A 23,487-nucleotide genomic window follows, 5' to 3' on the forward strand; every position below is an offset into this window, starting at 1 on the left:
ACCCTAAACCCCTCAAACTCGTATCCCGAATCTCGAAACCCTCTCACTCATTAATCCCATCCTTTCACGGCTCCACCCTTGAAAATTTCTTTGGCTTTCTTTTCCACTTCAGGAGATTGGTAGGCTTTTACAAAGTTTTTTACTTTCTGACTGTTTTTATTATCCTGTCTGGCCACTACCAGATTTACATACGGAGAGTCTTTATCTTCCATAAGGATTCCCTGTTTTTCAGAATCTAATCCTGCCTGAGCGGCAAAATTGTTATTGATAATCCCTACAACAACATCTCGGTCATCTAAAACCCTTGGGATCTGTGCGCCCTCAATCTCCATGATTTTCAGCTGTTTTGGATTTTCTGTGATATCTGTTACTTTTGGCAGAAGTCCTACACCTTCTTTTAATTTCAGCAGACCGCCTTTCTGCAGAAGAAGCAGAGAACGTCCTCCATTAGTTGGGTCATTGGGAATAACAACCGTGTTGCCTTCCTGCAGCTGACTGATATTTTTAATCTTTTTTGAATATGCTATAATAGGATAAACAAATGTATTTCCTACAGGGACGAGGTTGTATCCTCTCTGCTTGGACTGTTCTGTCAAATAAGGAAGATGCTGAAAAGCATTGACATCAATATCTCCATTTGTCAGGGCTTCATTGGGAACTACATAATCATTAAAAGGAATAAGTTCCACTTCCAGGTTATATTTATCCTTTGCTACCTTTTTGGCAACCTCAGCAATTTCCTGCTCCGGACCATAGGTAATTCCCACACGGATAAAGTTCGGATCATCTTTTCTTCCCGAACAAGCACAGAACAGTAGTATTCCTGCAGTTAATACACCAAAAATATTTATTTTTTTCATTCTAATTTTTTATTTAAAATGGATGAAGACAGAGAACGAAAATAACTAGATTAATAACTTTCTATACTCTCAAACCCTCAAACTTAACTACCTGTGGTCAAAACTTTTTGATAAACGATCTCCCGCAAATTGTATAATGAAAACCAGCAGAACCAGTAGAATCAATACCGTATTCATAATGACAATATCATAACCGATATAACCATATTGGTAACCAACCTGTCCAAGTCCACCTGCACCTACAGCACCGCCCATCGCAGAGTATCCTACAAGCGTAATCAAAGTGATCGTTGCATTATTGATTAAGGAAGGAAGCGCTTCGGGAAGCAATACTTTTCTAATGATCTGTAAAGGAGAAGCTCCCAGGGCTCTTGCCGTTTCTATAAGACCATGAGGAACCTCAATAAGGCTGTTCTCAACAAGTCTCGCGATAAACGGGGCTGCACCCACACTTAGCGGAACCAAAGCTGCATTTACTCCAATAGAAGTTCCAGCCAGAATTCTGGTAAAAGGAATCATCCACACAATCAGAATAATAAAAGGGATTGCACGAAAAATATTAACCAGAATAGATAATCCTCTGTGATAGACCACATTTTCCAGTAGTTGTCCTTTTCTGGTTAAAAATAACATGATTCCTACCGGAAGACCCAGCACAAATCCAAAAAAACCGGATAAAAATGTCATATAAACCGTTTCCCAGGTTCCTTTTGCCAAAAGGGCAATTACCGTATCACTAAGCATATCCTTTTACTGTATTTTGAATTTTATTTTGGTTGAAATAATAGATCGCTTGTTGGTTTTCTTCCTCTTCACCCTGAAGCTGCAGCAGAAGTTTTCCAAAATTGGAATTTCCGAAATATTCTACGTCAGCCTTTAAAAGTTTATAAGGGATTTTATATTGATTGTATAGAGTTGAAAGAATCTGTTCAACAGTGATGTTTTCGTTAAGTTCTATTTCGACCAGCGGAAATAAACCTTCTTTGGGTTCTTTCTGCAGTCTGTTGCTGAGTTCCTGTGGCAGGGTCATAATGTCTGAATTTATAAATTGCCGGATTATCGGGTTCTCTTTGTCCGAAATAATCTCGCTTAAAGTTCCTTTTGTTAATAATTTTCCTTGGTCTATCACTGCAACGTGGTTGCAGACCGCTTTGATCACTTCCATTTCGTGGGTAATTAAAAGGATGGTAATTCCCAGTCTCTGATTGATATCTCTTAAAAGCTGTAAGATAGATTGCGTTGTAGCCGGATCCAGTGCGCTGGTTGCTTCATCGCAAAGCAGAAGGTGAGGATCATTGGCCAGGGCCCTTGCAATGGCTACCCTTTGTTTTTGCCCTCCCGAAAGACTTCTGGGATAATCATTGGCTTTATCTTCAAGCCCTACGATCTTCAGTAATTCATTGACTTTTCTTTTGATTTCATCCTTGCTGCTATGGTCCAGTTCCAGAGGTAGCGCTACATTATCAAAAACAGTTCTCGAAGAAAGAAGGTTAAAATGCTGGAAGATCATTCCGATTTTTTTACGTTCCTCAGCCAGTTGCTTAGAATTGAGCTGGGTAAAATCTTTACCATTAATAATAATCTGCCCTTCATCCGGTCTTTCCAGTAAATTGACTGTACGGATCAGGGTACTTTTTCCTGCACCCGAAAAACCGATGATTCCTACAATATCTCCTTTCTCTATATTTAAACTCACCTTATCCAGTGCCTTAAAGGACTGTTTTTTCTGGTGAAATGTTTTCGATATGTTTCTGATCTCTATCATTCTGATTTTGTATACTGTTTAAATTGGCTGATATGGTCTGCCTGCTCTGTTAAAAAACCTTCTTACTCTTCTGATTTTTACCTTTGACCGTTTTGAAAGTCTGAAATACTTGGTGACATTCGTTAGAAGTACTCCCAGCAATATGATGAATAAACCATACAGCTGACCTCCATTGATGCTTTGGCTGGCAACAATCCAACCTGCAATCACTGTTACAATAGGATTGATATAGGTGTGGGTGCTTACCAAGGCAGCGGGTTTTACGGACAGAAGCCAAATGTACGACAAATAAGCGACTATCGATCCAAAGAAGATCAAAAATAGAACTCCAAACCATGCCGATAATGGAACAGCAGCAACTGAAAAATCAGTCCATTCTTTTCTTAAAAAAGAAATTAAAAAAGAAGCTAATCCCGCTACTATAAGCTGTTGAGCAATATTCATAAAGGTAGATTGGGAAGCCGGATTTTTCTTTGAATATAGAGAACCAAGTACCCATGCGATGGAACTTAACCCCAATACTACAAACGCTGTGATACGAAGGTTTCCATTAGCAATGGCATGCGCTGCATTTGAATTTACGCTGCCTTTTAAAAACATAATCAATCCTGCAAATCCAATGGCCAATCCTATTGGAATGAATTTATCTGAAAAATAATATTTCCAATTTTTTCTGTCGATTGCAATAAACCAGAATGGCCCGGTTGCAATAGAAATTGCTGCCTCAGGAGCCGTTACATATTGTTCTCCCCAGGCTACCAGCCCTGTTCCTCCGGTAAGAATAAGAATACCGGTAATTGCATTTTTCTTCCAGTTGATCAGAGAGTTTGCTTTTTCTCCTTTAGAAAGAAGATATCCTATCATCAGAATTCCGGCAACCAGAAATCTTAATCCTGAAAGAATAAATGGCGGAAAACCTTTTAAGCCAAATGAAATAGCTAAAAACGTAATTCCCCATATCACATAGATGTTTGTAAAAGCCAATGGAATCAACCATTTGTTTTTAGAATTGTTCATTTTTATTTTTTTTGATGTTGTTGTGTTCAATGAAAAAAGGCTCTACACCGTGGTAGAGCCTTTAAAATATATTTAAATAAAAGTAAGGTTAACCACAGTATTCTTGATGCATAGGCATACAGATATCCTTCATCATATTTTTGATGGTATGTTTACTTGTTGAATTATTCTTTAGTTCTGTGCTCATTTTGTTTTATTTCCTGAATACGTTTGCAAATATATAATATAATTCTTATTAGTCCACTAAAAAAGTAGGCTTTTTAAATATTAATTTATCGTTGATGAATTAAATTATTGGCAGTTAGTTGATTGTGTATTTTGTTTTTTGATTAATTCTAAAAATAATATAATCGTTTTATGTTTTTTCACTCAAGTAATACTGAAATTACATCTTAATTGATGTTGTGGAAAAGATAAAATAAGCTGATATTTTTAAGAATTGTGTAAAGGCGGTTTTGTGTTCTTATTTAAACGTATGATAAAACGATGTTGACCGAAAGGAAGCATTTGTATTTATTAAACTAGTTAAATGCACAGGATTTCAGTTCACTGTAATTTAGCATCAAAATTAAAAGACATGGACAATAGAATATTAGGTCTGCATCATATTACTGCAATAGCAGACAATGCCAAAAGAAATTTAGATTTTTACACTCAGGTTTTAGGAGTAAGACTGGTAAAAAAAACAGTGAATTTTGACGATCCGGGAACGTACCATTTCTATTTTGGGAATGAAAGCGGAACACCGGGAACCATCCTTACTTTCTTTCCGTGGGAAGGAATTGGTAAAGGAAACAACGGAAGTGGAATGGCTACCCATATCGGATATTCAGTACCCAAAGGAAGCCTGGAATTCTGGAAAAACCGTTTACAAAGCTTTAATGTAAACGTAGAAGAAGGGGAAGTGTTTGGAGAAAAAATGATTTCTTTCAAAGATCCGGACGGCCTTCAGTTACAGTTTATAGAACCATCTGGTGATGACAGCAGAAAAGTATGGACAACTGATGATATCAAGGATGAATATGCATTGAAAGGGTTTCATAATGTCACTTTAACCTTAAAAAAAGCAGATCCTACGATCAAAGTTCTGACTGATGTTTTAGGTTACGATTTGCAGAAACAGGAAGGAGAAAGATACAGGTTCTCCACTGATGCCATTGATACTGCTAATCTTATAGATATTATTGAAAATGGTACAATTCCTGCCGGAAGAAATGCTGCCGGAACCAATCACCACATTGCTTTCAGGGTAAAAGATGACAATGTTCTGATGGAATATCGTGAGAAAGCATTATCTGCAGGACTGAGCATTACTCCGAAGATCAACAGAGATTATTTCTACTCCTTATATTTCCGTGAGCCGGGTGGTGTTCTATTTGAAATTGCAACCGACAATCCGGGATTTACTGTAGATGAACCTTTGAATGAGTTGGGAACAAATCTTAAGCTTCCTGCACAGTATGAAGGAATGCGTGATAAAATAGAAAAAGCACTTCCGAACTTATCATAGATCATCGGCCAGCACTCATAAAGATGCTAATTTTGAATTAAGGATTAAAAACAAAAAAATGGAAAGAACAGAAATAGTTTTAGAAGGAAGAAAAGGAGAAATCCAGCTTTTTTCAAACGATCATAAAGCGGGTAAAATGGATATTTCAGTCATTGGAAAAAAACTGACGGTTTATCATACCGAAGTAAATACTGAATATGAAGGAAAAGGCTTCGCTAAAATTTTATTAGAAAGATTGGTTTCCTACGCAAGAGAAAACGATTTGAAAATTGCACCATTGTGTCCGTATGTTCACGCACAGTTCAAACGTCATCCGGAAGAATACAATGATGTGTGGATGAAGGAAGAACTCTAAGGAAATAGAGATTTGAGTGTCAGAAAGTGAGAATGTTTGAGAGTGTAAAGGCAAATAAGCTTATTGTAAATTTGTCTTTACTTCTTTTTACGATTTCCTCTTTACTTTCTCCATCTTTTTTAACTTATCACAACAATTTTATTAACAACAATCAACACAATGAAACTTATCACAGGACTGCACCACGTTACGGCAATTACCGGAAATGCACAGGAAAATATAGACTTTTATACCGGAGTTTTAGGACTTCGATTGGTCAAAAAAACGGTTAATTTTGATTACTCAGATGTTTATCATTTTTATTTCGGGGACGAATACGGAACACCGGGAACGATCATGACTACTTTTCCGTATGGTAAAGATCTGATCAATGGCAGACATGGTAAAGGTATGCTCAACACCACTGCATTTTCAGTTTCTATAGATGCACTGGATTATTGGACAAACCGCCTGGAACAGTTTAATATTCCTTTCAAACAGCCACAGCAAAGACTTTCTGAGGAAGTTTTCATTTATCTTGAAGATTTTGACGGGTTGGGACTGGAATTGGTTTTTAATGATAAAGATGAAAGAAAAGGCTATTACAACGGCTATATTCCTAAAGATTATGCCATCAAGGGAATCCATCATGTAGAAATCTGGCAGGATGCCTATGAAAGAACAGCAGCACTTCTGACCACTCAGATGGATCACAAAGTCATCAAGGAAAGTCCAGACAGACTGAGATTGGGAACAGAAAATAGGCCCGGGAAATATGTAGATCTGCTTTCTACTCCAAATGCTTTGAAAGGATTAGCCGGAAGAGGTACTGTTCATCATGTAGCTTTTGCCACTCCAGATGCCGAATCCCAGCTTGAAATGGTAAAAAGATTAAATGCATACGGACTGGAACATACTGAAGTGAAAGACAGAAAATATTTTACTTCTGTATATTTTAAAGAACCGGGAGGCGTTTTATTTGAAATTGCAACTTCCGGCCCTGGTTTCGATGTAGATGAAGAAGCTGCATTTTTAGGGGAAGATTTGCAATTGCCGCTGCAGTTTGAGAAAAGAAGAGAACGTTTGAAAGAAGTTCTTCCCAAAATCAATTATCCAACAGAAAAATTCAGATAAAATAATGAGTCATATTTTAAATATAAAAACAGCAGGAATACCATTGAATCAGGCAGAAAAAGCTTTAATCATGATTCACGGACGTGGAGGAAGCGCTCAGAATATTTTAAGTTTATCCCAGCATTTAAATGTAAAAGATTATGCACTGCTGGCTCCACAGGCTTTGAATCACACATGGTATCCTTTTTCATTTATAGCTCCGGTAGAACAAAACGAACCATGGTTATCATCAGCCCTTGAAATGGTTGAAGAAACAGTGAAAGCTGCTGTAAAAGCCGGAATTAAACCTGAAAATATCTACTTTTTCGGATTTTCTCAGGGCGCTTGTCTTACTCTTGAATTTTTAGCACGAAATGCTCAGAAGTTTGGTGGAGCGGCAGCCATTATTGGCGGTGTGGTAGGTGATAAGATCAATCGTGAAAATTATAAAGGAGATTTTGCCGGAACCCCGGTTTTTCTGGGAACCAGTAACCCTGATTTTCATGTTCCCATAGAAAGAGTATACGCTACAGCCAATATTTTAAGAGAAATGAATGCGGAGGTAACAGAAAAAGTATATGCCAATTTCGGACATTCTATTAACGAGGAAGAAATTGAAATAGCTAATTCAGTGATATTTAAATAAGTATTTTTTAAGATTGAATATATTTATAATTTTAATGACCATTTACGTGTTTAAGTAAAATGGAGACTCTTACGGAGTGACAAAGTATGCGCATTATCTATCCGTTCACATTGTCACTCCGTAGGAAGTCTAACCCAATCATAAATTAACATTCGATAGCGGTGGGCTTTAGCCCGCCAAACAAAAAAACAAAAAATCACTGACTTTAGCCAAAACCTAAATAACCCGAATCTGAAAACTAACTTCCAACCACTAATTTCTAACTTCTAAAAACATGCACGAACAACTCCTTTTAATCCTAGGCCTTTTATTACTCGTCATGCTGCTGGTCATGCTGGCACAACGAATCAAAATTGCCTATCCTATCTTTTTGGTACTTGCCGGATTGGGAATCAGTCTTATTCCCGGAGTCCCTGTTTTAAAACTGGATCCGGAGATTATATTTCTGATTTTTTTACCCCCTCTTTTATACGAAGCAGCTTGGTATACCTCATGGAATGATTTCTGGAAATGGAAACGTCCCATCAGTCTCTTGGCTTTTGGATTGGTATTTCTGACTTCTCTGGTCGTTGCCTATACTTCACAAATGTTGATTCCGGGATTTACACTGGCACTGGGATTTTTATTGGGAGGAATTGTTTCACCACCGGATGCAGTGGCAGCCACAACGGTTTTAAAAGGATTAAAAGTTCCCAAACGTACGATTGCCATTCTGGAAGGAGAAAGTTTGATTAATGATGCCTCTTCACTGATTGTTTTCAGATTTGCTCTGGCAGCCGTAATGACAGGCACTTTCTCAATGCATGAAGCTACAGGACAGTTTTTTTTGGTGGCAGGAATGGGAGTTGTAGTAGGAATTGCAGGGGCTCATATTTTTTATGCCATTCATCGTTTTTTACCCACTACACCAGCTATTGATGCGGCACTTACGGTAATGACACCCTATATTTTGTTTCTTTCGGCAGAACATTTTCATTTTTCTGGTGTGATGGCTGTAGTGAGCGGAGGATTGTTTATGTCTTTCCGTGCTCATGAAATCTTCAAGACAGGAACTACAAGAATCAATATGACAGGAGTCTGGAATACGCTGATTTTTGTGATGAATGCGTTAGTTTTTGTGTTGATAGGCCTTGAACTTCCCGATATTATCAATGGACTAGGTGAAATTTCAGTAATAGAAGGAATCAAATATGGTTTGATTATAAGCTTGATCGTCATTGTGGTAAGACTTTTATGGATCTATCCTGTGGCTCATCTCCCAAGATGGTTCAGTGAAAAAGCCCGTCGTGATCCGAGTCCGGGATGGAAAAATCCCCTGATTATCGGTTGGGCAGGAATGAGAGGAGTGGTTTCCCTGGCAACAGCCTTGTCTATTCCGGTTATGATGAATTCTCAAGCAGAATTTCCAATGAGAAATCTGATCATTTTTATCACATTCGTAGTCATTTTTGTCACATTGGTTTTTCAGGGACTAACACTGCCTTTGATTATTAAATTAACAAAGATTGGAGAGATAGATCATATTCTTCCTTCCCATGAACAACAGGCGGGAATTCAGATGAGACTGGATAAGCTTGCTGTCGAAAAACTTGATAATGAATACAATGAAGTGGTAAGCAGCAATGGCTTGCTTGAGAATCTTAAAAAAGCACTGGAAAGTGATATCAAACTTCACCAGAATCACTTAAGTTCTATTGAAATGTGCACCAACAGACAAAACGATATGGCAGAATATCATAAGGTAATGCTTGATATTTTTGCCTTACAGCGAAAAGAGCTGTTTAAAATGAAACGCGAAAAACTCTTCAGTGAAGACGAGATCCGAAAAGCAGAATCACAACTGGATCTGAATGAGTTGAAGATTACGGGGAATAAGCATTTGTAGAGAGGTTGCGAGATGCGGGTTTTGAGTTTGTTTGAGAGTCGGAGGGCTTGAGAGTATTAGAGTTGTTAGTGTGGAGGCAGGCTTCGAGACTCGGGTTATTGAGTGGGAGCATTTGGGAGTAAAAGTGTTTAGATTTCTACCGAATGGACAAATTATATGTTTTTATTTATGCACCCACATTGTCATTCTGCAGGAATCTAGATCGTCATTTTATCCTTTACATAAAAATATAAACATTAAACTCTGAACCTTGAATTTTAAACTTTAAACTTTAAACATTGAACAACATGAAAACATTACATTTTTTAGTCATTGGAAAAAACCAGGAAATTCTGGATACTTTAAAAAGAATTATAGAAAATAATGAAGGCTGGACGGCAGAAATCCAAAGTGATGAAGATTTCTGCTATGAATATATTAGAGAAAATAAGGTGGATATTGTCCTTTTAAGTTCCGGTCTTGAAGATGATTTTGAAAAAGAGATCAAAGAATTTTGTGCAGAATTAGATAAAGAGGTTAAAGTGATTGATCATTATGGAGGAGGAAGTGGACTTTTAAAGAATGAAGTTTATAGTCTTTTTCCTAATTTGCAGGGATAAACCTGACATTATGTTCGAAAATATCATCAAAAACATTACACGATTTATCTCAATCATTCCGGAAGAAGAAAAATTTTTTACAGATCTGCTTGCCTGCCAGTCGTTTCCAAAGAAAACGGTTTTACTCAGAGAAGGAGAAATCTGCCAGTTTGAGGGGTATATTCATAAAGGATGTGTGAGAATGTATTGTTTGGATGATAATGGTTCTGAAGTAACGCTGCTATTTGCCATAGAAGATTGGTGGATCAGTGATATAGCTTCATTTCAGGAGCAGAAGCCTTCAAAAGTGTATATTGAAACCCTGGAAGATTCGGAAATTTATATGCTCAATCCTTCAACAAAAGAGAAATTATTACAAGAGATTCCTAAATTCGAAAGAGTTTTCAGAATGCTGGTTCAGAGGAATCTGGCAACCCTGCAAAGCCGACTGGTCAATACCATCTCCAAAACCGCCTCAGACAGATACCTGGAATTTATCAAAGTATATCCTTCAATACCACAAAGAGTAGCACAGTACTACATCGCTTCTTACCTTGGTGTTTCAAAAGAATTTGTAAGTACCATCAGAAAGCGACTTGCTTCAAAGGAGAAATAAATCTTTGGGGAATTTTTTTACCTAAAAATTGCACGGATGGAAATGGATGACTAGGATGATTTTATGTTGTTGATGGCTTTGCGTGTAAAACCATCCCTTCAAAAATTCTTTGAATTTTCGCCACCCCTCCAAGAGAGGGGAATTTCACGTCTCCAGTTGGGATATTAGGCCAGGATTGGAGTTTTTGTTGATACTTTTCTTATTTGAATAATATTGGCTGGATTCTTACGGAATGACACAATTGCAATAATAGCTTTACCCATGCAGTTTGTCATTCCTTAGGAATCTAAATAAAGTTATTCTTTACAATATTAATAGAATTAATTAAGTCTTAATAATAAAAAAGACTCTTGTATTTTCCGAAAAACAACAACCCAATATACTCATACTGCCGGATACTTTTGTATCCGGCATTTTTTTTTTGCTTCGAAGTCATTTATTAAACTAGTTAAATGTGCAGGGTTTCCCGTCTCTCTAAATTTGTCCTATCAAACAAGAACAAATAACAATCTGATATGGACAGAAAAGATTTTTTAAAGAAAGGATTATTGGGAACAGGTATGTTTGTAGCATCAGCTTCTTTAGCAAGTGCTATGAAAAATGACATTGATGAGATCGAACCATTAGAACCGATCGGATACAATCATCTACCCAATACAGAATCAAAAATAGAAGAAAACTCAGTGATCCACAGAGCTGATTCAAGAGGGAAAGCGGACCACGGATGGCTGTTGAGCCAGCACACTTTCAGTTTTGCGAATTATTATAACCCTGAAAGAATGCACTTCGGAGTATTGAGAGTACTGAATGATGATAAAGTGGAAGCAGGAAGAGGTTTTGGAACACACCCTCATGACAATATGGAAATCATCAGCATTCCTTTGGAAGGTGACCTCGAGCACAAAGACAGTATGGGAAATACGGCAGTGATCAGAAGCGGAGATATTCAGGTGATGAGTGCAGGAACCGGAATCATGCACAGCGAATTCAACAAAAACAGTGATAAGCTTGTAAAATTCCTTCAAATCTGGATTTATCCGAAAAAAAGAAATGTGACACCGAGATATGATCAGATTACTTTAGACAAAACAAAAAGTTACAATCAATTTCAACAGATTCTTTCTCCTAACGCAGATGACGAAGGAGTATGGATCCATCAGGACGCATGGTTTCATCTGGGAACTTTTGATCAGAATAAAGAAACTCATTACCAGATCAGAAAAAAAGGAAACGGAATCTATGCTTTTATCCTTAAAGGAAGTGCGCAAATAGGTAATGAGACGATAGAAGAACGCGATGGATTCGGAATCTGGGATATTCAGAAAATCACTGTAAAAGCCCTTAAAGAAGGTACAGAGATCCTTTTGATGGAGGTACCCATGACATTATAAATAAAAAACAAAAAAAATAAGTCGCAGCTTGAAGCTAGCATCTCGTAACAACCAACAAAAAATAAATCACATGAAAAATACACTAAAACAATCACTGGTAATCGCAGCATTAGCACTTTCTACCCTAAGCTTTGCACAAACAACAGCCGTAGGAACCTCCAAAAATTGGGGAACAGTAGATGGAATTTCCATGGTAGGATTGGTACAAGGACCCTCATCAGCAGATGCCCAGCTTCAGGTAGCCTGTGTTTTCGAATATACAGACAATGATATCCATAGTGCTCAGGCCTTACCTGCAAATGTCAACGGATTGGTTCACCTGGATGAAGCTTTAAAAGGAGAACTGACCAACATCAGAAAATCAGGTCAGTTTTTAGGACATTCTTTAGAAACTATTTTAATTACACCTCCTGCAGGATCGATGTCCGCCAAGAAATTGTTATTGATCGGTTTGGGTGACCGTAACAAATTCACACCCGACTTAATGACTTCCGTAGGAGAAGTGGCCGCCCGTGAAGCCATGAGATTAGGCGTTACCAATTTTGCATTCGCCAGTGATCTGAAAGATGCAGGAATAGATTCTCCAACCGCTTTAGTAGCGGGAAATGTAGTAAGAGGAATTGTACATGCCAATCGTTCCGAAAATTACCTGAAAGAACACAAATTATCCACCACCAAAAAATTAGAAAAAGTATATCTTCTGGCTGGTCCTGCCTTCTTTGAAACCGCAGGCGGAGGAATTTCCGATGCCATTTCAGAAGTAAAAAAGAAATAATGAACTAGTTTCATTACATTGTTGATCCGGCCTCCTTTTTATAAGGGGGCTTTTTGTATAAAATATTTGATCATAATCAAATATCTAACAAGTGATTTATTTTTAAACGCGCGAAGGTTATTGTATTATTTATTTGAAGAAGCAAAGAAACGCCACTAAGTCGATGACGAAGCTAAAGGATAATCCACAAGCTTAGAAAAAATCAATGAAATTGATTCCATCTTTGCTCCCTTAGATAAGAATTTTAAAAAAGGCATATTAAACTTTGCGTTTAAATAAATTGATGATATATATTGTAAAACTTTACATCTTTAGATTACAAAATGTAATTTCCTTTCTTTCAATTCTAAGATATCAACCTTTATCTGAATTTGCAATGTCAAAAAAAATCCCGATTTTTGCACTCCTTCAATAAACCCGAGTTCATGAAATTATGTATTGCCGAGAAACCCAGTGTTGCCAGAGATATCGCCAAAGTATTGGGCGCTACCACGCCTAAACAAGGCTATATGGAAGGAAACGGCTACTGCGTAACATGGACATTCGGACATCTTTGCACCCTGAAAGAACCCCACGATTACGGTCCACAGTTCAAATCCTGGAATCTTTTTTCATTACCCATTATTCCCAGCAGTTTTGGAATCAAGCTGATCCCGAATAAAGGCGTTGAAAATCAGTTTAAAGTGATTGAAAGATTAGTCGAAGAATGTGATGAGGTCATCAACTGCGGGGATGCCGGGCAGGAGGGAGAACTCATTCAGCGTTGGGTATTGCAGAAAGCAAAATGCAATAAACCGATTCAGCGTTTATGGATTTCTTCATTGACGGAAGATGCCATTAAAGAAGGTTTTGCAAGCTTAAAACCTGCAGAAGATTACAAGAATCTTTATCTGGCCGGAAATGCCAGAGCTATAGGAGATTGGCTATTGGGAATCAATGCTACGAGGCTTTTTACTAAAAAATTTGGGGGAAATAAAGCCGTTCTGTCCATTGGAAGAGTTCAGACTCCTACATTGGCGATGCTGGTGCAGCGTCAGAAAGAAATTGATGCCTTTACCACAGAAGAATATTGGGAACTGAAAACCAAATATCGTGATGTGATTTTCAATGCAGCGATCGATCGTTTAAAAACATTGGAACGTGCAGAAAAAGGGCTGGAATACCTTAAAGTCAATCCATTTGAGATCGTTTCTTTCGAAATTAAAGAAGGAAAAGAAAAAAATCCACGACTTTTCGATTTGACCGGACTTCAGGTAGAAGCCAATAAAAAATACGGATATTCAGCAGAAAATACACTGAATTATATTCAAAGTCTTTACGAAAAGAAACACGTGACTTACCCTCGTGTTGATACCACCTATCTATCCGAGAGTTTATATCCGAAAATAGCAGGTATTCTTCAGAAAATGTATCCTTACCAGGAATTGATTGCACCTTTGTTGGAAGCTCCGATTCCGAAATCAAAAGCCGTTTTCGATGATACAAAAGTAACCGATCACCATGCCATCATTCCTACAGAAATTCCACCTTCTCAGAACCTGAGCAGGGAAGAAAAATTGATTTATGATCTGATTGCAAAACGTTTTATTGCCGTATTCTATCCGGAATGTAAAATTTCCAATACTTTGGTAGAAGGAAAAGTAGGAACTATTCCTTTCAAAACCAGTGGAAGACAGGTGCTTGAAGCAGGATGGAGAGCCGTTTATGCCAAAGAACCTAAAGAAGAAACCGCCGATAAGGAAAAAGAAAAAGAAGAAGAACAAACCATCCCTGAATTTACTGTAGGAGAAACCGGATCCCACGATCCGATGATCCACCAGGGAAAAACAACACCTCCAAAACCCTACACGGAAGCAACACTGCTGAGAGCGATGGAAACCGCCGGAAAGCAGGTAGAAGATGAAGAATTGCGTGAAATGTTGAAGAACAACGGTATCGGAAGACCATCTACCCGTGCCAACATCATCGAAACCCTTTTCAAAAGAAAATATATCGAGAAGAAAAGAAAAAATCTGATCGCTACCCAAACTGGAATCCAGCTGATCGATACTATCGAAGACGAGCTGTTAAAAAGCCCGGAACTGACCGGAGAATGGGAATCCAAACTTCGAAAAATTGAAAAAGGAGAGTATGAAGCCAACCTTTTCAAAGAAGAACTGATTCAGATGGTTACAGAACTTACAGAGAAAGTGGTATACGGAAAAGGGAAAGTCATTACTCTGCAGGGAGAAGAAAAAGAAGAAGTGAAGGAAAAGAAAAAAAGAGAACCTGCACAGAAAAAAGAACTTCAGTCCTGGGAAGAAACGAAATGCCCTAAATGCAAAGAACACAATCTGATCAAAGGGAAAGCTGCAGTAGGCTGCTCCGATTTCAAAAATTGTGGTTTTAAAATTACGTTCGAAATTTTCGGCAAAAAATTATCCGATAAACAGCTTTTAGATTTAGTTTTAAAAGGAAAAACATCGAAGTTGAAAGGATTCACGACCCATCCGGAAGGCTTTGTAGAAGGTATTTTGACTTTAACTGACGACTTTCAGGTACAACTTAGCTGATTAATATTGAATTTAATGCGAACATCTGTCCAATCCGATCAATCCGTGAGAGGATAAAAATCTGTGACCAATACATTAAATATTACCGTTTAGTGGAGAATACGGGATTCGAAACCGTGACCTTTTGACTGCCAGTCAAAAGCGCCAGATTTTTACCTATTAAAATCCAACCCTATATTTTCTGTACTTTGCAATTTTGTTTTAATAACAAGTATTACAACTGAAGACGTGAAAATTCCCCTCCTCCGGAGGGGTGGCGAAAATTCAAGGAATTTTTGACGGGGTGGTTTACCGGAACAACCTCTCATACCAACTCCCAACATCATTCTTAATCTCCTCATGATGCTTACATAAAATCAAAGCCAGCTCCAGCTCAGACCTGTCAGATTTATAAGGGTTTAATGTAAGAAACCCAAAGAAATTTCCATCCTGATCCAGGATCGCCGGAGGATAAGAAGTATAAGAATTCCATGGTGAATAGGGACCGTATGTACTTCCATAATTTCCATAGGCGTTCCAGATGGATTTTGAACTGAAGACATTTCCGTAATCACTGAACTTATTCCATATTGAATTCTTATCAAAATTGTCACAGTTTAAGCATCCCAGGTATTCTTTTTGATCCACACCGCCATACAAATGCAGAGTCTGTGTATGAAAAATACAGCATAAGAAAAGACTTAAAACAATGAATATCTTTTTATAATACATAAGACGATTACTTTATTTAATAATGATAATTACCGGAAATAAAAAGAATGGTACTAACCTCCTTCCATCTTCCAGCCCTTATCAATCTATTTTAAACTTCTTCGGAGACTTTCCGGTGATCTGGGTGAATTTTCTATAAAAATATTCCAGTGTATTAAAACCGGATTCAAAGCATATATTTTTAATTCCAATTTCAGGATTGCTGATCAAAAGCTGTTTCGCATGTTCTATTCTCAGCTGGATAATATATTCTACCGGAGTGCAGTTGTACGAATGCTTGAACTTTTTAAACAGATTGGCTTCACTCATTCCTGCAATCACAGCCAGTTTCTTAATGGTAATCGGTTCTCTGTAATTGTTTTTGATAAAATGAACGACTTCCTGCAGCCCATTCTGCACATTTCCTGTCTTGTCAGAATACAAAAGGATATGTTTTGCATTGGTTTTCATCAGCTCATAAATCAGTTCCTTCAGGTTTAAGCTTAAAAGAAAATCTGAGGTACCGTGAAGGCTTCCGTCAATTCTTCTGTTATAAAGATTTGTAAGGCTTCTCCACAAAGACTCATCTGAACTTACGAACTTTTTCACCGCATTTTCTTTCATCATAATTCCCGTTCTGTCCCAATCCGGATGCCAGTTTTCAATCACTTCAGCGAATACACTGTCAATATATTCCTGCTCAATATTTAATACAAGACACTTGGTGGGTTCTTTGAAAACAGGGTGAATATCTATGCTCAATTCCTTGTTACAGGGCGGAATAAATACACTTCTTTCATTAAACTCAAAAGTCTCATCCTCACTGCGAATAATCTTATTGCCACTCAGCATAAGCGTGATGACAGGCTTTTCAAAAAAGAAAGGAAAATCATGACAAACTACATTCGTTTCAAATACATTCAATTCACCAAAAGGAATGCTGAAAACAGTTCTTTCTTCGATCTTTTCCATGATAGGTAGAGTTTAGGTTAAAAAAAATAGAGAATAGGTAAATGATTTATATCATGTTATTGCCATTTTCGAACTACGTAAAATACAAAATAATTTAAAACAATGGAAAATACATCAATAGCCAAAGAAACCCATACTCCAGATACCCGGTTTTTATCTCTAAACCCTTCTACCTTAGAGGTTATAGGCGAAGTAACCGATACTTCTCGTGAGGAGATTGATGCTAAAATTGAGAAAGCAAAAAAAGCCCAAAAATTATGGTCAGCGAGACCTGATTCAGAAAGAAAAGAAATTTTATTAAAAGTTGCGGAAGCTTTACAGCAAAATTCAAAACACCTTGCAGAATGGATTACCCGCGAGCAGGGAAAACCGCTTAATGGTCCTGGAGCCAATTTCGAAATGCAGGCATGTGTAGGCTGGACTCAGGTTCCTGCATCACTGGATTTACCTGAAGAAATTGTTTTTGAAGACGAAACCAGAAAAGATGTTTTATACAGAAACCCGATCGGAATAGTGGCTGCTATTGCTCCCTGGAACTGGCCGTTGATGATTGCCATCTGGCAGATTATTCCTTCACTCAGAATGGGAAATGCGGTGATCATCAAGCCTTCGGAATATACTACCTATTGTAGTTTAGAATTGATAAAAGTGATCAATAGCGTACTTCCTGAGGATATTTTGCAGGTAATTACCGGCAGAGGAGAAGTAGGAGGTTATCTTACATCACATCCCGAAATTGGAAAAATTATGTTCACAGGTTCAATTGCCACAGGGAAAAAAGTGATTGAAGCTTCTGTTAAAAATATGGCTCGATTAACTCTTGAATGCGGAGGAAATGATGCAGGAATTATTTTACCCGGACTTGATGTTACCAAACATATTGATAATATTTTCTGGGGTGCTTTCCTGAATATGGGACAAACCTGTGCCTGTTTAAAAAGATTATATGTTCATGAAAACAATTATGAAAAAGTCGTTACGGCGTTAGCAGATTATTCTTCCAATATCCCAATGGGGAATGGCGCGGATGAAACCAGCGTTCTTGGACCTATCCAGAATAAAATGCAGTACGATAAAATTCAGGATCTGATCCGTGATGCTGAAAGTATCGGGGCAGACTTTATATTCACAGGACACAAGCCTAATTTGGAGGGATATTTCATTCCGGTAACCTTAGTCGGAAATGTAGATAACGGAAACAGAATTGTAGACGAAGAACAGTTCGGTCCGGTGTTACCAATTATTAAATATAAAACTTTGGAAGAAGCTATCAGTAAGGCCAATGATTCAGAAAACGGACTCGGAGCTTCTGTTTGGAGTGATAATATTGACGAAGCTCAGAAAGTGGCAGCACAACTGGAAGCAGGAACAGTCTGGATCAATCAACATGGAGCGATTCACCCGTTTGTACCGTTTGGAGGAGCAAAACAATCCGGTTATGGAGTAGAATTCGGAATGGAAGGATTGAAAGCAGTTACCGTTCCTAAAGTAATCAGCATCAAAAAATAAAACAAATAAAAAACACATGAAATACGATTTTATAATTGTCGGATCCGGTTCGGCAGGAGCTGTAATAGCCAACAGACTAAGTGAAAATAAAAATATAAATGTACTTCTGCTGGAGGCCGGCCCCGATGATAAAGTTGCCGAAGTACAGGAGCAGGCAGGATGGCCTGCTGTATGGAATACCGAAAGAGATTGGGCGTATCATACAGTATCACAGGAACATGCGGGAGGAAATACCAGATATTGGCCACGTGGTAAGACATTGGGCGGATCAAGCTCTATTAATGGATTAATTTACATCAGAGGCCACCAGCAGGATTATGACAATTGGGCTTATAAAGGATGCTTGGGTTGGGACTGGAATAGTGTTTTACCTTACTTTAAAAAATCTGAAACCCATGAAGATGGTGGAGACAAAACTCATGGAGGTGAAGGACCACTTTTTGTAAGTCGTATCAAACATCCGAATGCTATTTCCATAAGCGCTATTGAAGCCTGTAAAGAATTGGGCTATCCTTTGACAGATGATTTTAACAAAGAAATCTGGGGAGCTGGTCTTAATCATCTGACTGCAGGAAAAGACGAAAAAAGATGCTCAACAGCTAAAGCATTCTTAGATCCTGTGAAATCACGTACCAACCTGCATATTCATACCAATGCTCTGGCGCAGAAATTAATTTTTGAAGGAAATGAATGTATCGGAGTTCAGTATTTGAAAAATGGTGAATTAGTAGAAGTAGAAGCTGAAAAAGAAGTCATTGTATCCTGTGGAACCATAGAATCTGCCAAACTTCTGATGCTTTCCGGAATTGGGGATAAACAAGAACTGGAATCAGTAGGAATTTCAGTGGTAAAAGACCTGAAAGGAGTTGGGAAAAACCTTCAGGATCACCTTTTGACCAGTGTTATTTTTAAAGCTAAAAAAGAAATCCCTGCTCCACAAGCCAATCTATTGGAAGCTCAGTTATTTTGGAAAAGCAAAGAAGAAATGGCTTTCCCGGATTTGCAGCCTTTATTCATGGGACTTCCTTATTACAGTCCTGGATTTACAGGACCGGAAAATGCTTTTACATTCTGCGCAGGATTTATCAGGCCTGCCAGTAAAGGATATATCAAACTGACTTCTTCGGATCCCTCAGAATCACTAGAAATTAATCCGATGTATCTTTCTGAAGAATCTGATCTGGAGGCTCTTTATACATGCGTTGAAATATGCCGTGAAATGGGAAAAACAGAAGCCATGAAAGAATGGAATGACGGTGAAATTTATCCCGGAGAAGGAAAAACGAAAGAAGAAGTAATTGATTATATCAAAAAATCATGCTCCACCTACCATCATATGACAGGAACCTGCAAAATGGGGATTGACAGCTATTCTGTGGTAGATCCAAGACTGAAAGTATATGGAATAAAAGGATTAAGAGTTGCAGATGCATCCATTATGCCGGATGTGGTTTCCGGAAATACCAATGCACCTACCATTATGATTGGTGAAAAAGCAGCTGATATGATCAAGGAAGATCATCATTTGAAAGCGTCAGGCTCATCTGAAAAGTTATCGTTTGTTGTGTAAGAAGGTTTAAAACCCTGAAAGAAACCGTTTCACCAATAGTGAAACGGTTTTTTGATAAAAATTTCCCGGATTATTGAGATCAAAAACGCTGTAGCGCTTACCTTTGTGTAAAATAAAATTCATGACACCAGAAAAAAAGAAACTCATTACAGACAGCTTTGGCCGTTCGGAAACCTTACAGTTCTATAAAGCAGAACTGCTGGAAGTAGAAACCGATTTTATATCCATGAAGATTCCTAAAATGGAAATGATGACCCGAAAAGCAGGAATGTTTAACGGAGCAATGATAGCCTCTTTGGTAGATGTTTCTTCTGGGTATGCAGCCGTGAGCCATTATCCGGAAGACTGTTATGTAGTGACCGTTGAGCTGAAAGTGAATTATCTGCGTCCTGCAATGGGGGATGCTCTGGTTTCAAAATCTTATGTCCTCAAAGGTGGAGGAAAAATTGTAGTGGTAAGAACAGAAATCTATGTTAAAACCGAAGGTTCTGATTCTGAAAGTCATGTAGCCACTTCATTAGTAACCATGATGAAAATAAAATAAGAAATTAAAAGAAATAAAAGGCAAAATATTCCTTAAATAAAGGGTTTCAAAGAATTTTTTTTCCGGAATGGAATAGCTTTTGCTCAACAAACCCCATAAACATTAAAAAATATCACAATGAACTTAATTATCCGACTATTTATTACGGCAATTGTTGCTTATCTTTTAACTACAATCTTACCGGGAGTACGTTTTGAAGAATTTTCTTCAGCTATTATTTTTGCTATTGTACTTGGGATTCTTAATATAATTGTAAAGCCTGTTTTAAGTCTGTTCGGCCTTCCACTGACCATTCTTACCTTAGGATTCTTTGCTTTGGTGATCAACGCCGGAATTATCCTGATTGCAGACTATTTCATAGATAGTATGGTTGTAGACGGTTTCTGGTGGGCATTTATCTTCAGTATATTATTGTCAATCGTAACCTCCCTTGCGAACTCAATGTTCTCAGACGGAGATTAAAATACAAAAAACACTCTCATAAAATAGGCTGCTCTTTTGAGCAGCCTATTCTTTTTAACAATTCTTTTTAATCCATTTTATACAGTCCTCATAAGTTCTTACCTGATTGTCTGTCTTCATGTAAGGGGTATTAGTAGGTTCATTTTCTGCAATCTTTGCCATAATCTGTTCAAGAGTTCTGCCTGCAAAATTAACTCTCGTTTCTTTTATAGATCCATACTTGAAGTGCCCTTCATGTACGTGCCAAAGATTGGGTGCGCCTGCATCTACACGTGTTGCTTTAAAATTACTTGTGTCTGGTGTGCTCATAATGTAAAAATTTAATGGGTTTATAATTGATGATATCGGACGTCTGATCATGTAAAATTCAGGATTTGGGAAATACAGGGAAACAGAGAAAATCCCCATATTTAAAAACTCAGTGTTTTCCCCGAAGGGAGTTACCCATGAAAAAAGAATTTTAATTGTTAATTCTTTCGTCCATTTTTATTTTAAATATTAACTTTGGCAATCTTTGAATTTAATAAAAGGGTTTCATGAAATTATTATGATTTCATAGATCCGTTAAAAAATGAATATCAACATATGAAACTTAAGTACAGTCTGCTGGCTTTGGCAGCTCCGCTTTTAATGAATGCACAACAACTAATGACGCCTGAAATTCTTTGGACTTTGAAAAAAGTTGGGGTACAGGCAGTTTCACCAGATCAGGGTTCTCTTATCTATAAAGTAGGACAGGTAGATCTGAAAACAGAAAAAACAAAAAACGAGAACTATTTTCTGAATGTTCTTAATAATCAGTCCTCCAAAATTGATTTCGGTAAAAAAGCCCTTATTCAATGGGATAAAAATGGAATCTATGCTCAGGAAGGAGATAAAATCTATCTTTCTAAAGACGCAGGAAAAACATGGACAGAATTCTACACCATTGGTGAAGTTGACAATGTTGTAATTTCTCCGGATGGGAAGAAAATTGCTTTCAGTAAGCAGGTATTGGTAGAAAAAGTGATGGGGAAAGACAAATTCGGTGATACCCCTAAAACTACAGCTCAGGTATATACAGACCTGAACCACAGACACTGGGACTATTTCAATGAAGGAAAATACAACCACGTATTTGTAGTGAATATTTCTGATAAAGTAGATGGGGCTAAAGACCTTCTGGAAGGGAAAACATGGGATTCTCCTCAAAGACCTTTCGGAGGTGCTGAAGACTTTATCTGGAGCCCGGATTCTGCACAGCTTTTATATGTTACAAAACCTAAAAGTGGAAAAGAGTACGCTACAAGTACCAATACAGACATCTTTGCTTACGATTTGGCATCAGGTACAACCAAAAACCTTACAGAATCCAACAAAGGATATGATCTCAACCCAAAATTCAGCCCGGACGGAAAATCTTTAATCTGGCAGAGCATGGCCAGAGATGGGTATGAAGCAGATAAGAATGATGTGAAAATCCTGGACTGGAAGTCAGGGAAGACCACTAATCTTACTTCAGGATGGGACGAAAGTGTTTCTGGAGATGTGCTTTGGGGGGCAGATTCAAAAACGATCTACTTTACGGCAGCATTCAGAGGAACAAAACAGCTTTTCTCGCTGGATTCAAAATCAGCAAAAGTACAGCAGATTACCAAAGGAGATTTTGACGTTAACGAAATCTTTACAGACAATAAATCTTCACTTTTAGTAGGAAGAACGGATGTAAACCATGCAACGGAATTGTTCTCTGTAAACGTTAAAAACGGAGAAATGAAGCAGGTGACTGAAGCTAACAAAGAAGCTTATGCTAAGTTAGCTCAAGGAAAATCTGAACTTAAAATGGTAAAAACTTCAGATGGTAAAGAAATGGGAGTTTGGTTCCACTATCCACCGAACTTTGATCCTAATAAAAAATATCCTACTTTGGTATATTGCCAGGGTGGACCACAGTCTGCTCTTACTCAGTTTTTCAGCGTAAGATGGAACTTTGCCCTAATGACAGCCAACGATTATATCGTGGTAGCACCCAACAGAAGAGGTATGCCGGGCTGGGGAACAAAATGGAATGAAGAAATTTCAAGAGACTGGGGCGGACAGCCGATGAGAGATTATCTGGCAGCAACAGATTTTGCGAAAACTTTACCATATGTAGATGGTGACAGAGTAGCTGCTGTAGGAGCTAGTTACGGAGGATACAGTGTATTTATGCTGGCGGGAATCCATGAGAACAGATTCAAGACATTCATTGCTCATGATGGATTATTTGATATGAAATCCTGGTATCTGACGACTGAGGAACTTTGGTTTGCCAATTGGGATCTTGGTTCTCCATGGGAAAAACCACAGCCAAAAGCGTATACTGAATTCAACCCAAGTAACTTTGTAGATAAATGGAACAAGCCAATCATGATTGTTCAGGGAGGAATTGATTTCCGTGTTCCTTACGAGCAAGGTCAGGAAGCTTTCCAGGCTGCAAAATTAAGAGGATTAAAATCTAAACTGGTTTACTTCCCGAACGAAAACCACTGGGTACTTCATCCACAAAACGGATTGGTATGGCAGAGAGAATTCTTCGATTGGCTGAAGGAAACTTTATAAGACAAACAACAATTTGTGATCAATAGAAACGGGCTTTAGCCTAGTCATGGTCGGAAGATTTTTTCTTCCGACTTTTTGTTTTTAGATATTCAATATTATTATTTTAATTAATTGATTA

At 37.9% G+C, this 23,487-nt stretch carries 22 protein-coding genes; 15 read left to right on the forward strand and 7 right to left on the reverse strand.

Annotation, left to right across the window (positions count from 1 at the left end):
* Positions 1–50: 50 nt before the first annotated feature.
* The 4 genes from metQ to CQ046_RS20280 form a co-directional block, all read right to left on the reverse strand.
* A complete protein-coding gene (gene metQ, locus CQ046_RS20265) occupies positions 51–860 on the reverse strand; it encodes a methionine ABC transporter substrate-binding lipoprotein MetQ (protein ID WP_105704005.1) in 810 nt (269 codons plus the stop codon).
* A gap of 87 nt (positions 861–947) precedes the next feature.
* A complete protein-coding gene (gene metI, locus CQ046_RS20270; protein ID WP_105704006.1) occupies positions 948–1,604 on the reverse strand; it encodes a methionine ABC transporter permease MetI in 657 nt (218 codons plus the stop codon).
* Positions 1,597–2,625, reverse strand: coding sequence for a methionine ABC transporter ATP-binding protein (locus CQ046_RS20275; RefSeq protein ID WP_105704007.1), 1,029 nt, complete (start codon positions 2,623–2,625; stop codon positions 1,597–1,599). Before CQ046_RS20275 ends, metI begins: the two co-directional genes overlap by 8 nt.
* A gap of 18 nt (positions 2,626–2,643) precedes the next feature.
* Positions 2,644–3,642, reverse strand: coding sequence for an EamA family transporter (locus tag CQ046_RS20280; protein WP_105704008.1), 999 nt, complete (start codon positions 3,640–3,642; stop codon positions 2,644–2,646).
* A 577-nt stretch (positions 3,643–4,219) separates the two neighbouring features.
* On the opposite strand from CQ046_RS20280, the gene CQ046_RS20285 reads away from it, so the two are divergent.
* From CQ046_RS20285 to CQ046_RS20330, 10 genes are all read left to right on the forward strand, one after another.
* Entirely contained in the window at positions 4,220–5,152 is a 933-nt protein-coding gene (locus CQ046_RS20285; protein ID WP_165790563.1) for a ring-cleaving dioxygenase, read from the forward strand.
* A gap of 58 nt (positions 5,153–5,210) precedes the next feature.
* A complete protein-coding gene (locus CQ046_RS20290; RefSeq protein ID WP_105704010.1) occupies positions 5,211–5,507 on the forward strand; it encodes a GNAT family N-acetyltransferase in 297 nt (98 codons plus the stop codon).
* 159 nt (positions 5,508–5,666) lie between these two features.
* Entirely contained in the window at positions 5,667–6,620 is a 954-nt protein-coding gene (locus CQ046_RS20295) for a ring-cleaving dioxygenase (RefSeq protein WP_105704011.1), read from the forward strand.
* Positions 6,621–6,624: 4 nt separating this feature from the next.
* Positions 6,625–7,245: an alpha/beta hydrolase gene (locus tag CQ046_RS20300; RefSeq protein WP_105704012.1), complete on the forward strand. Its 621-nt coding sequence runs from the start codon at positions 6,625–6,627 to the stop codon at positions 7,243–7,245.
* A 274-nt stretch (positions 7,246–7,519) separates the two neighbouring features.
* Positions 7,520–9,130: a Na+/H+ antiporter gene (locus CQ046_RS20305; protein ID WP_105704013.1), complete on the forward strand. Its 1,611-nt coding sequence runs from the start codon at positions 7,520–7,522 to the stop codon at positions 9,128–9,130.
* Between the two features lie 287 nt (positions 9,131–9,417).
* Entirely contained in the window at positions 9,418–9,729 is a 312-nt protein-coding gene (locus tag CQ046_RS20310) for a hypothetical protein (protein ID WP_105704014.1), read from the forward strand.
* A 10-nt stretch (positions 9,730–9,739) separates the two neighbouring features.
* The gene (locus CQ046_RS20315; protein ID WP_105704015.1) at positions 9,740–10,324 is read left to right on the forward strand and encodes a Crp/Fnr family transcriptional regulator; all 585 of its coding nucleotides are present in this window, start codon (positions 9,740–9,742) and stop codon (positions 10,322–10,324) included.
* Positions 10,325–10,839: 515 nt separating this feature from the next.
* The gene (locus tag CQ046_RS20320) at positions 10,840–11,715 is read left to right on the forward strand and encodes a pirin family protein (protein ID WP_105704016.1); all 876 of its coding nucleotides are present in this window, start codon (positions 10,840–10,842) and stop codon (positions 11,713–11,715) included.
* A 70-nt stretch (positions 11,716–11,785) separates the two neighbouring features.
* Entirely contained in the window at positions 11,786–12,490 is a 705-nt protein-coding gene (locus CQ046_RS20325; protein WP_105704017.1) for a M17 family peptidase N-terminal domain-containing protein, read from the forward strand.
* Between the two features lie 425 nt (positions 12,491–12,915).
* Complete coding sequence (locus CQ046_RS20330; RefSeq protein ID WP_105704018.1) at positions 12,916–15,042, forward strand: type IA DNA topoisomerase; 2,127 nt, start codon at positions 12,916–12,918, stop codon at positions 15,040–15,042.
* Between the two features lie 288 nt (positions 15,043–15,330).
* On the opposite strand, the gene CQ046_RS20335 is transcribed toward CQ046_RS20330, so the two are convergent.
* Together CQ046_RS20335 and CQ046_RS20340 are read right to left on the reverse strand one after the other, a co-directional pair.
* Entirely contained in the window at positions 15,331–15,753 is a 423-nt protein-coding gene (locus CQ046_RS20335; RefSeq protein WP_105704019.1) for a hypothetical protein, read from the reverse strand.
* An 81-nt stretch (positions 15,754–15,834) separates the two neighbouring features.
* The gene (locus CQ046_RS20340; RefSeq protein WP_105704020.1) at positions 15,835–16,704 is read right to left on the reverse strand and encodes a helix-turn-helix domain-containing protein; all 870 of its coding nucleotides are present in this window, start codon (positions 16,702–16,704) and stop codon (positions 15,835–15,837) included.
* A 102-nt stretch (positions 16,705–16,806) separates the two neighbouring features.
* On the opposite strand from CQ046_RS20340, the gene CQ046_RS20345 reads away from it, so the two are divergent.
* The 4 genes from CQ046_RS20345 to CQ046_RS20360 all read left to right on the forward strand — a co-directional run bounded on the left by CQ046_RS20345 (position 16,807) and on the right by CQ046_RS20360 (position 20,789).
* Entirely contained in the window at positions 16,807–18,213 is a 1,407-nt protein-coding gene (locus CQ046_RS20345; RefSeq protein ID WP_105704021.1) for an aldehyde dehydrogenase family protein, read from the forward strand.
* A 16-nt stretch (positions 18,214–18,229) separates the two neighbouring features.
* Positions 18,230–19,783, forward strand: coding sequence for a GMC family oxidoreductase (locus tag CQ046_RS20350; protein WP_105704022.1), 1,554 nt, complete (start codon positions 18,230–18,232; stop codon positions 19,781–19,783).
* A gap of 121 nt (positions 19,784–19,904) precedes the next feature.
* On the forward strand, positions 19,905–20,327 hold the full coding sequence (locus CQ046_RS20355; RefSeq protein WP_105704023.1) for a PaaI family thioesterase: 423 nt from the start codon (positions 19,905–19,907) through the stop codon (positions 20,325–20,327).
* 117 nt (positions 20,328–20,444) lie between these two features.
* Positions 20,445–20,789, forward strand: coding sequence for a phage holin family protein (locus CQ046_RS20360; RefSeq protein ID WP_105704024.1), 345 nt, complete (start codon positions 20,445–20,447; stop codon positions 20,787–20,789).
* 54 nt (positions 20,790–20,843) lie between these two features.
* Here CQ046_RS20360 and CQ046_RS20365 read toward each other — a convergent pair whose 3' ends face one another.
* Positions 20,844–21,098: a hypothetical protein gene (locus CQ046_RS20365; protein WP_123906660.1), complete on the reverse strand. Its 255-nt coding sequence runs from the start codon at positions 21,096–21,098 to the stop codon at positions 20,844–20,846.
* Positions 21,099–21,374: 276 nt separating this feature from the next.
* Here CQ046_RS20365 and CQ046_RS20370 point away from each other — a divergent pair, with 276 nt between their 5' ends.
* On the forward strand, positions 21,375–23,369 hold the full coding sequence (locus CQ046_RS20370) for a S9 family peptidase (RefSeq protein ID WP_105704026.1): 1,995 nt from the start codon (positions 21,375–21,377) through the stop codon (positions 23,367–23,369).
* Positions 23,370–23,487 lie beyond the last annotated feature (118 nt).

The organism is Chryseobacterium sp. MYb7 (genome assembly GCF_002979455.1).
Lineage (GTDB): Bacteria > Bacteroidota > Bacteroidia > Flavobacteriales > Weeksellaceae > Chryseobacterium.

Excerpts from the sequence above, each read along its gene's own strand:
- metQ (WP_105704005.1), bottom strand. The coding sequence starts at position 860 with ATGAAAAAAATAAATATTTTTGGTGTATTAACTGCAGGAATACTACTG.
- metI (WP_105704006.1), bottom strand. The coding sequence starts at position 1,604 with ATGCTTAGTGATACGGTAATTGCCCTTTTGGCAAAAGGAACCTGGGAA.
- CQ046_RS20275 (WP_105704007.1), bottom strand. The coding sequence starts at position 2,625 with ATGATAGAGATCAGAAACATATCGAAAACATTTCACCAGAAAAAACAG.
- CQ046_RS20280 (WP_105704008.1), bottom strand. The coding sequence starts at position 3,642 with ATGAACAATTCTAAAAACAAATGGTTGATTCCATTGGCTTTTACAAAC.
- CQ046_RS20285 (WP_165790563.1), top strand. The coding sequence starts at position 4,220 with ATGGACAATAGAATATTAGGTCTGCATCATATTACTGCAATAGCAGAC.
- CQ046_RS20290 (WP_105704010.1), top strand. The coding sequence starts at position 5,211 with ATGGAAAGAACAGAAATAGTTTTAGAAGGAAGAAAAGGAGAAATCCAG.
- CQ046_RS20295 (WP_105704011.1), top strand. The coding sequence starts at position 5,667 with ATGAAACTTATCACAGGACTGCACCACGTTACGGCAATTACCGGAAAT.
- CQ046_RS20300 (WP_105704012.1), top strand. The coding sequence starts at position 6,625 with ATGAGTCATATTTTAAATATAAAAACAGCAGGAATACCATTGAATCAG.
- CQ046_RS20305 (WP_105704013.1), top strand. The coding sequence starts at position 7,520 with ATGCACGAACAACTCCTTTTAATCCTAGGCCTTTTATTACTCGTCATG.
- CQ046_RS20310 (WP_105704014.1), top strand. The coding sequence starts at position 9,418 with ATGAAAACATTACATTTTTTAGTCATTGGAAAAAACCAGGAAATTCTG.
- CQ046_RS20315 (WP_105704015.1), top strand. The coding sequence starts at position 9,740 with ATGTTCGAAAATATCATCAAAAACATTACACGATTTATCTCAATCATT.
- CQ046_RS20320 (WP_105704016.1), top strand. The coding sequence starts at position 10,840 with ATGGACAGAAAAGATTTTTTAAAGAAAGGATTATTGGGAACAGGTATG.
- CQ046_RS20325 (WP_105704017.1), top strand. The coding sequence starts at position 11,786 with ATGAAAAATACACTAAAACAATCACTGGTAATCGCAGCATTAGCACTT.
- CQ046_RS20330 (WP_105704018.1), top strand. The coding sequence starts at position 12,916 with ATGAAATTATGTATTGCCGAGAAACCCAGTGTTGCCAGAGATATCGCC.
- CQ046_RS20335 (WP_105704019.1), bottom strand. The coding sequence starts at position 15,753 with ATGTATTATAAAAAGATATTCATTGTTTTAAGTCTTTTCTTATGCTGT.
- CQ046_RS20340 (WP_105704020.1), bottom strand. The coding sequence starts at position 16,704 with ATGGAAAAGATCGAAGAAAGAACTGTTTTCAGCATTCCTTTTGGTGAA.
- CQ046_RS20345 (WP_105704021.1), top strand. The coding sequence starts at position 16,807 with ATGGAAAATACATCAATAGCCAAAGAAACCCATACTCCAGATACCCGG.
- CQ046_RS20350 (WP_105704022.1), top strand. The coding sequence starts at position 18,230 with ATGAAATACGATTTTATAATTGTCGGATCCGGTTCGGCAGGAGCTGTA.
- CQ046_RS20355 (WP_105704023.1), top strand. The coding sequence starts at position 19,905 with ATGACACCAGAAAAAAAGAAACTCATTACAGACAGCTTTGGCCGTTCG.
- CQ046_RS20360 (WP_105704024.1), top strand. The coding sequence starts at position 20,445 with ATGAACTTAATTATCCGACTATTTATTACGGCAATTGTTGCTTATCTT.
- CQ046_RS20365 (WP_123906660.1), bottom strand. The coding sequence starts at position 21,098 with ATGAGCACACCAGACACAAGTAATTTTAAAGCAACACGTGTAGATGCA.
- CQ046_RS20370 (WP_105704026.1), top strand. The coding sequence starts at position 21,375 with ATGAAACTTAAGTACAGTCTGCTGGCTTTGGCAGCTCCGCTTTTAATG.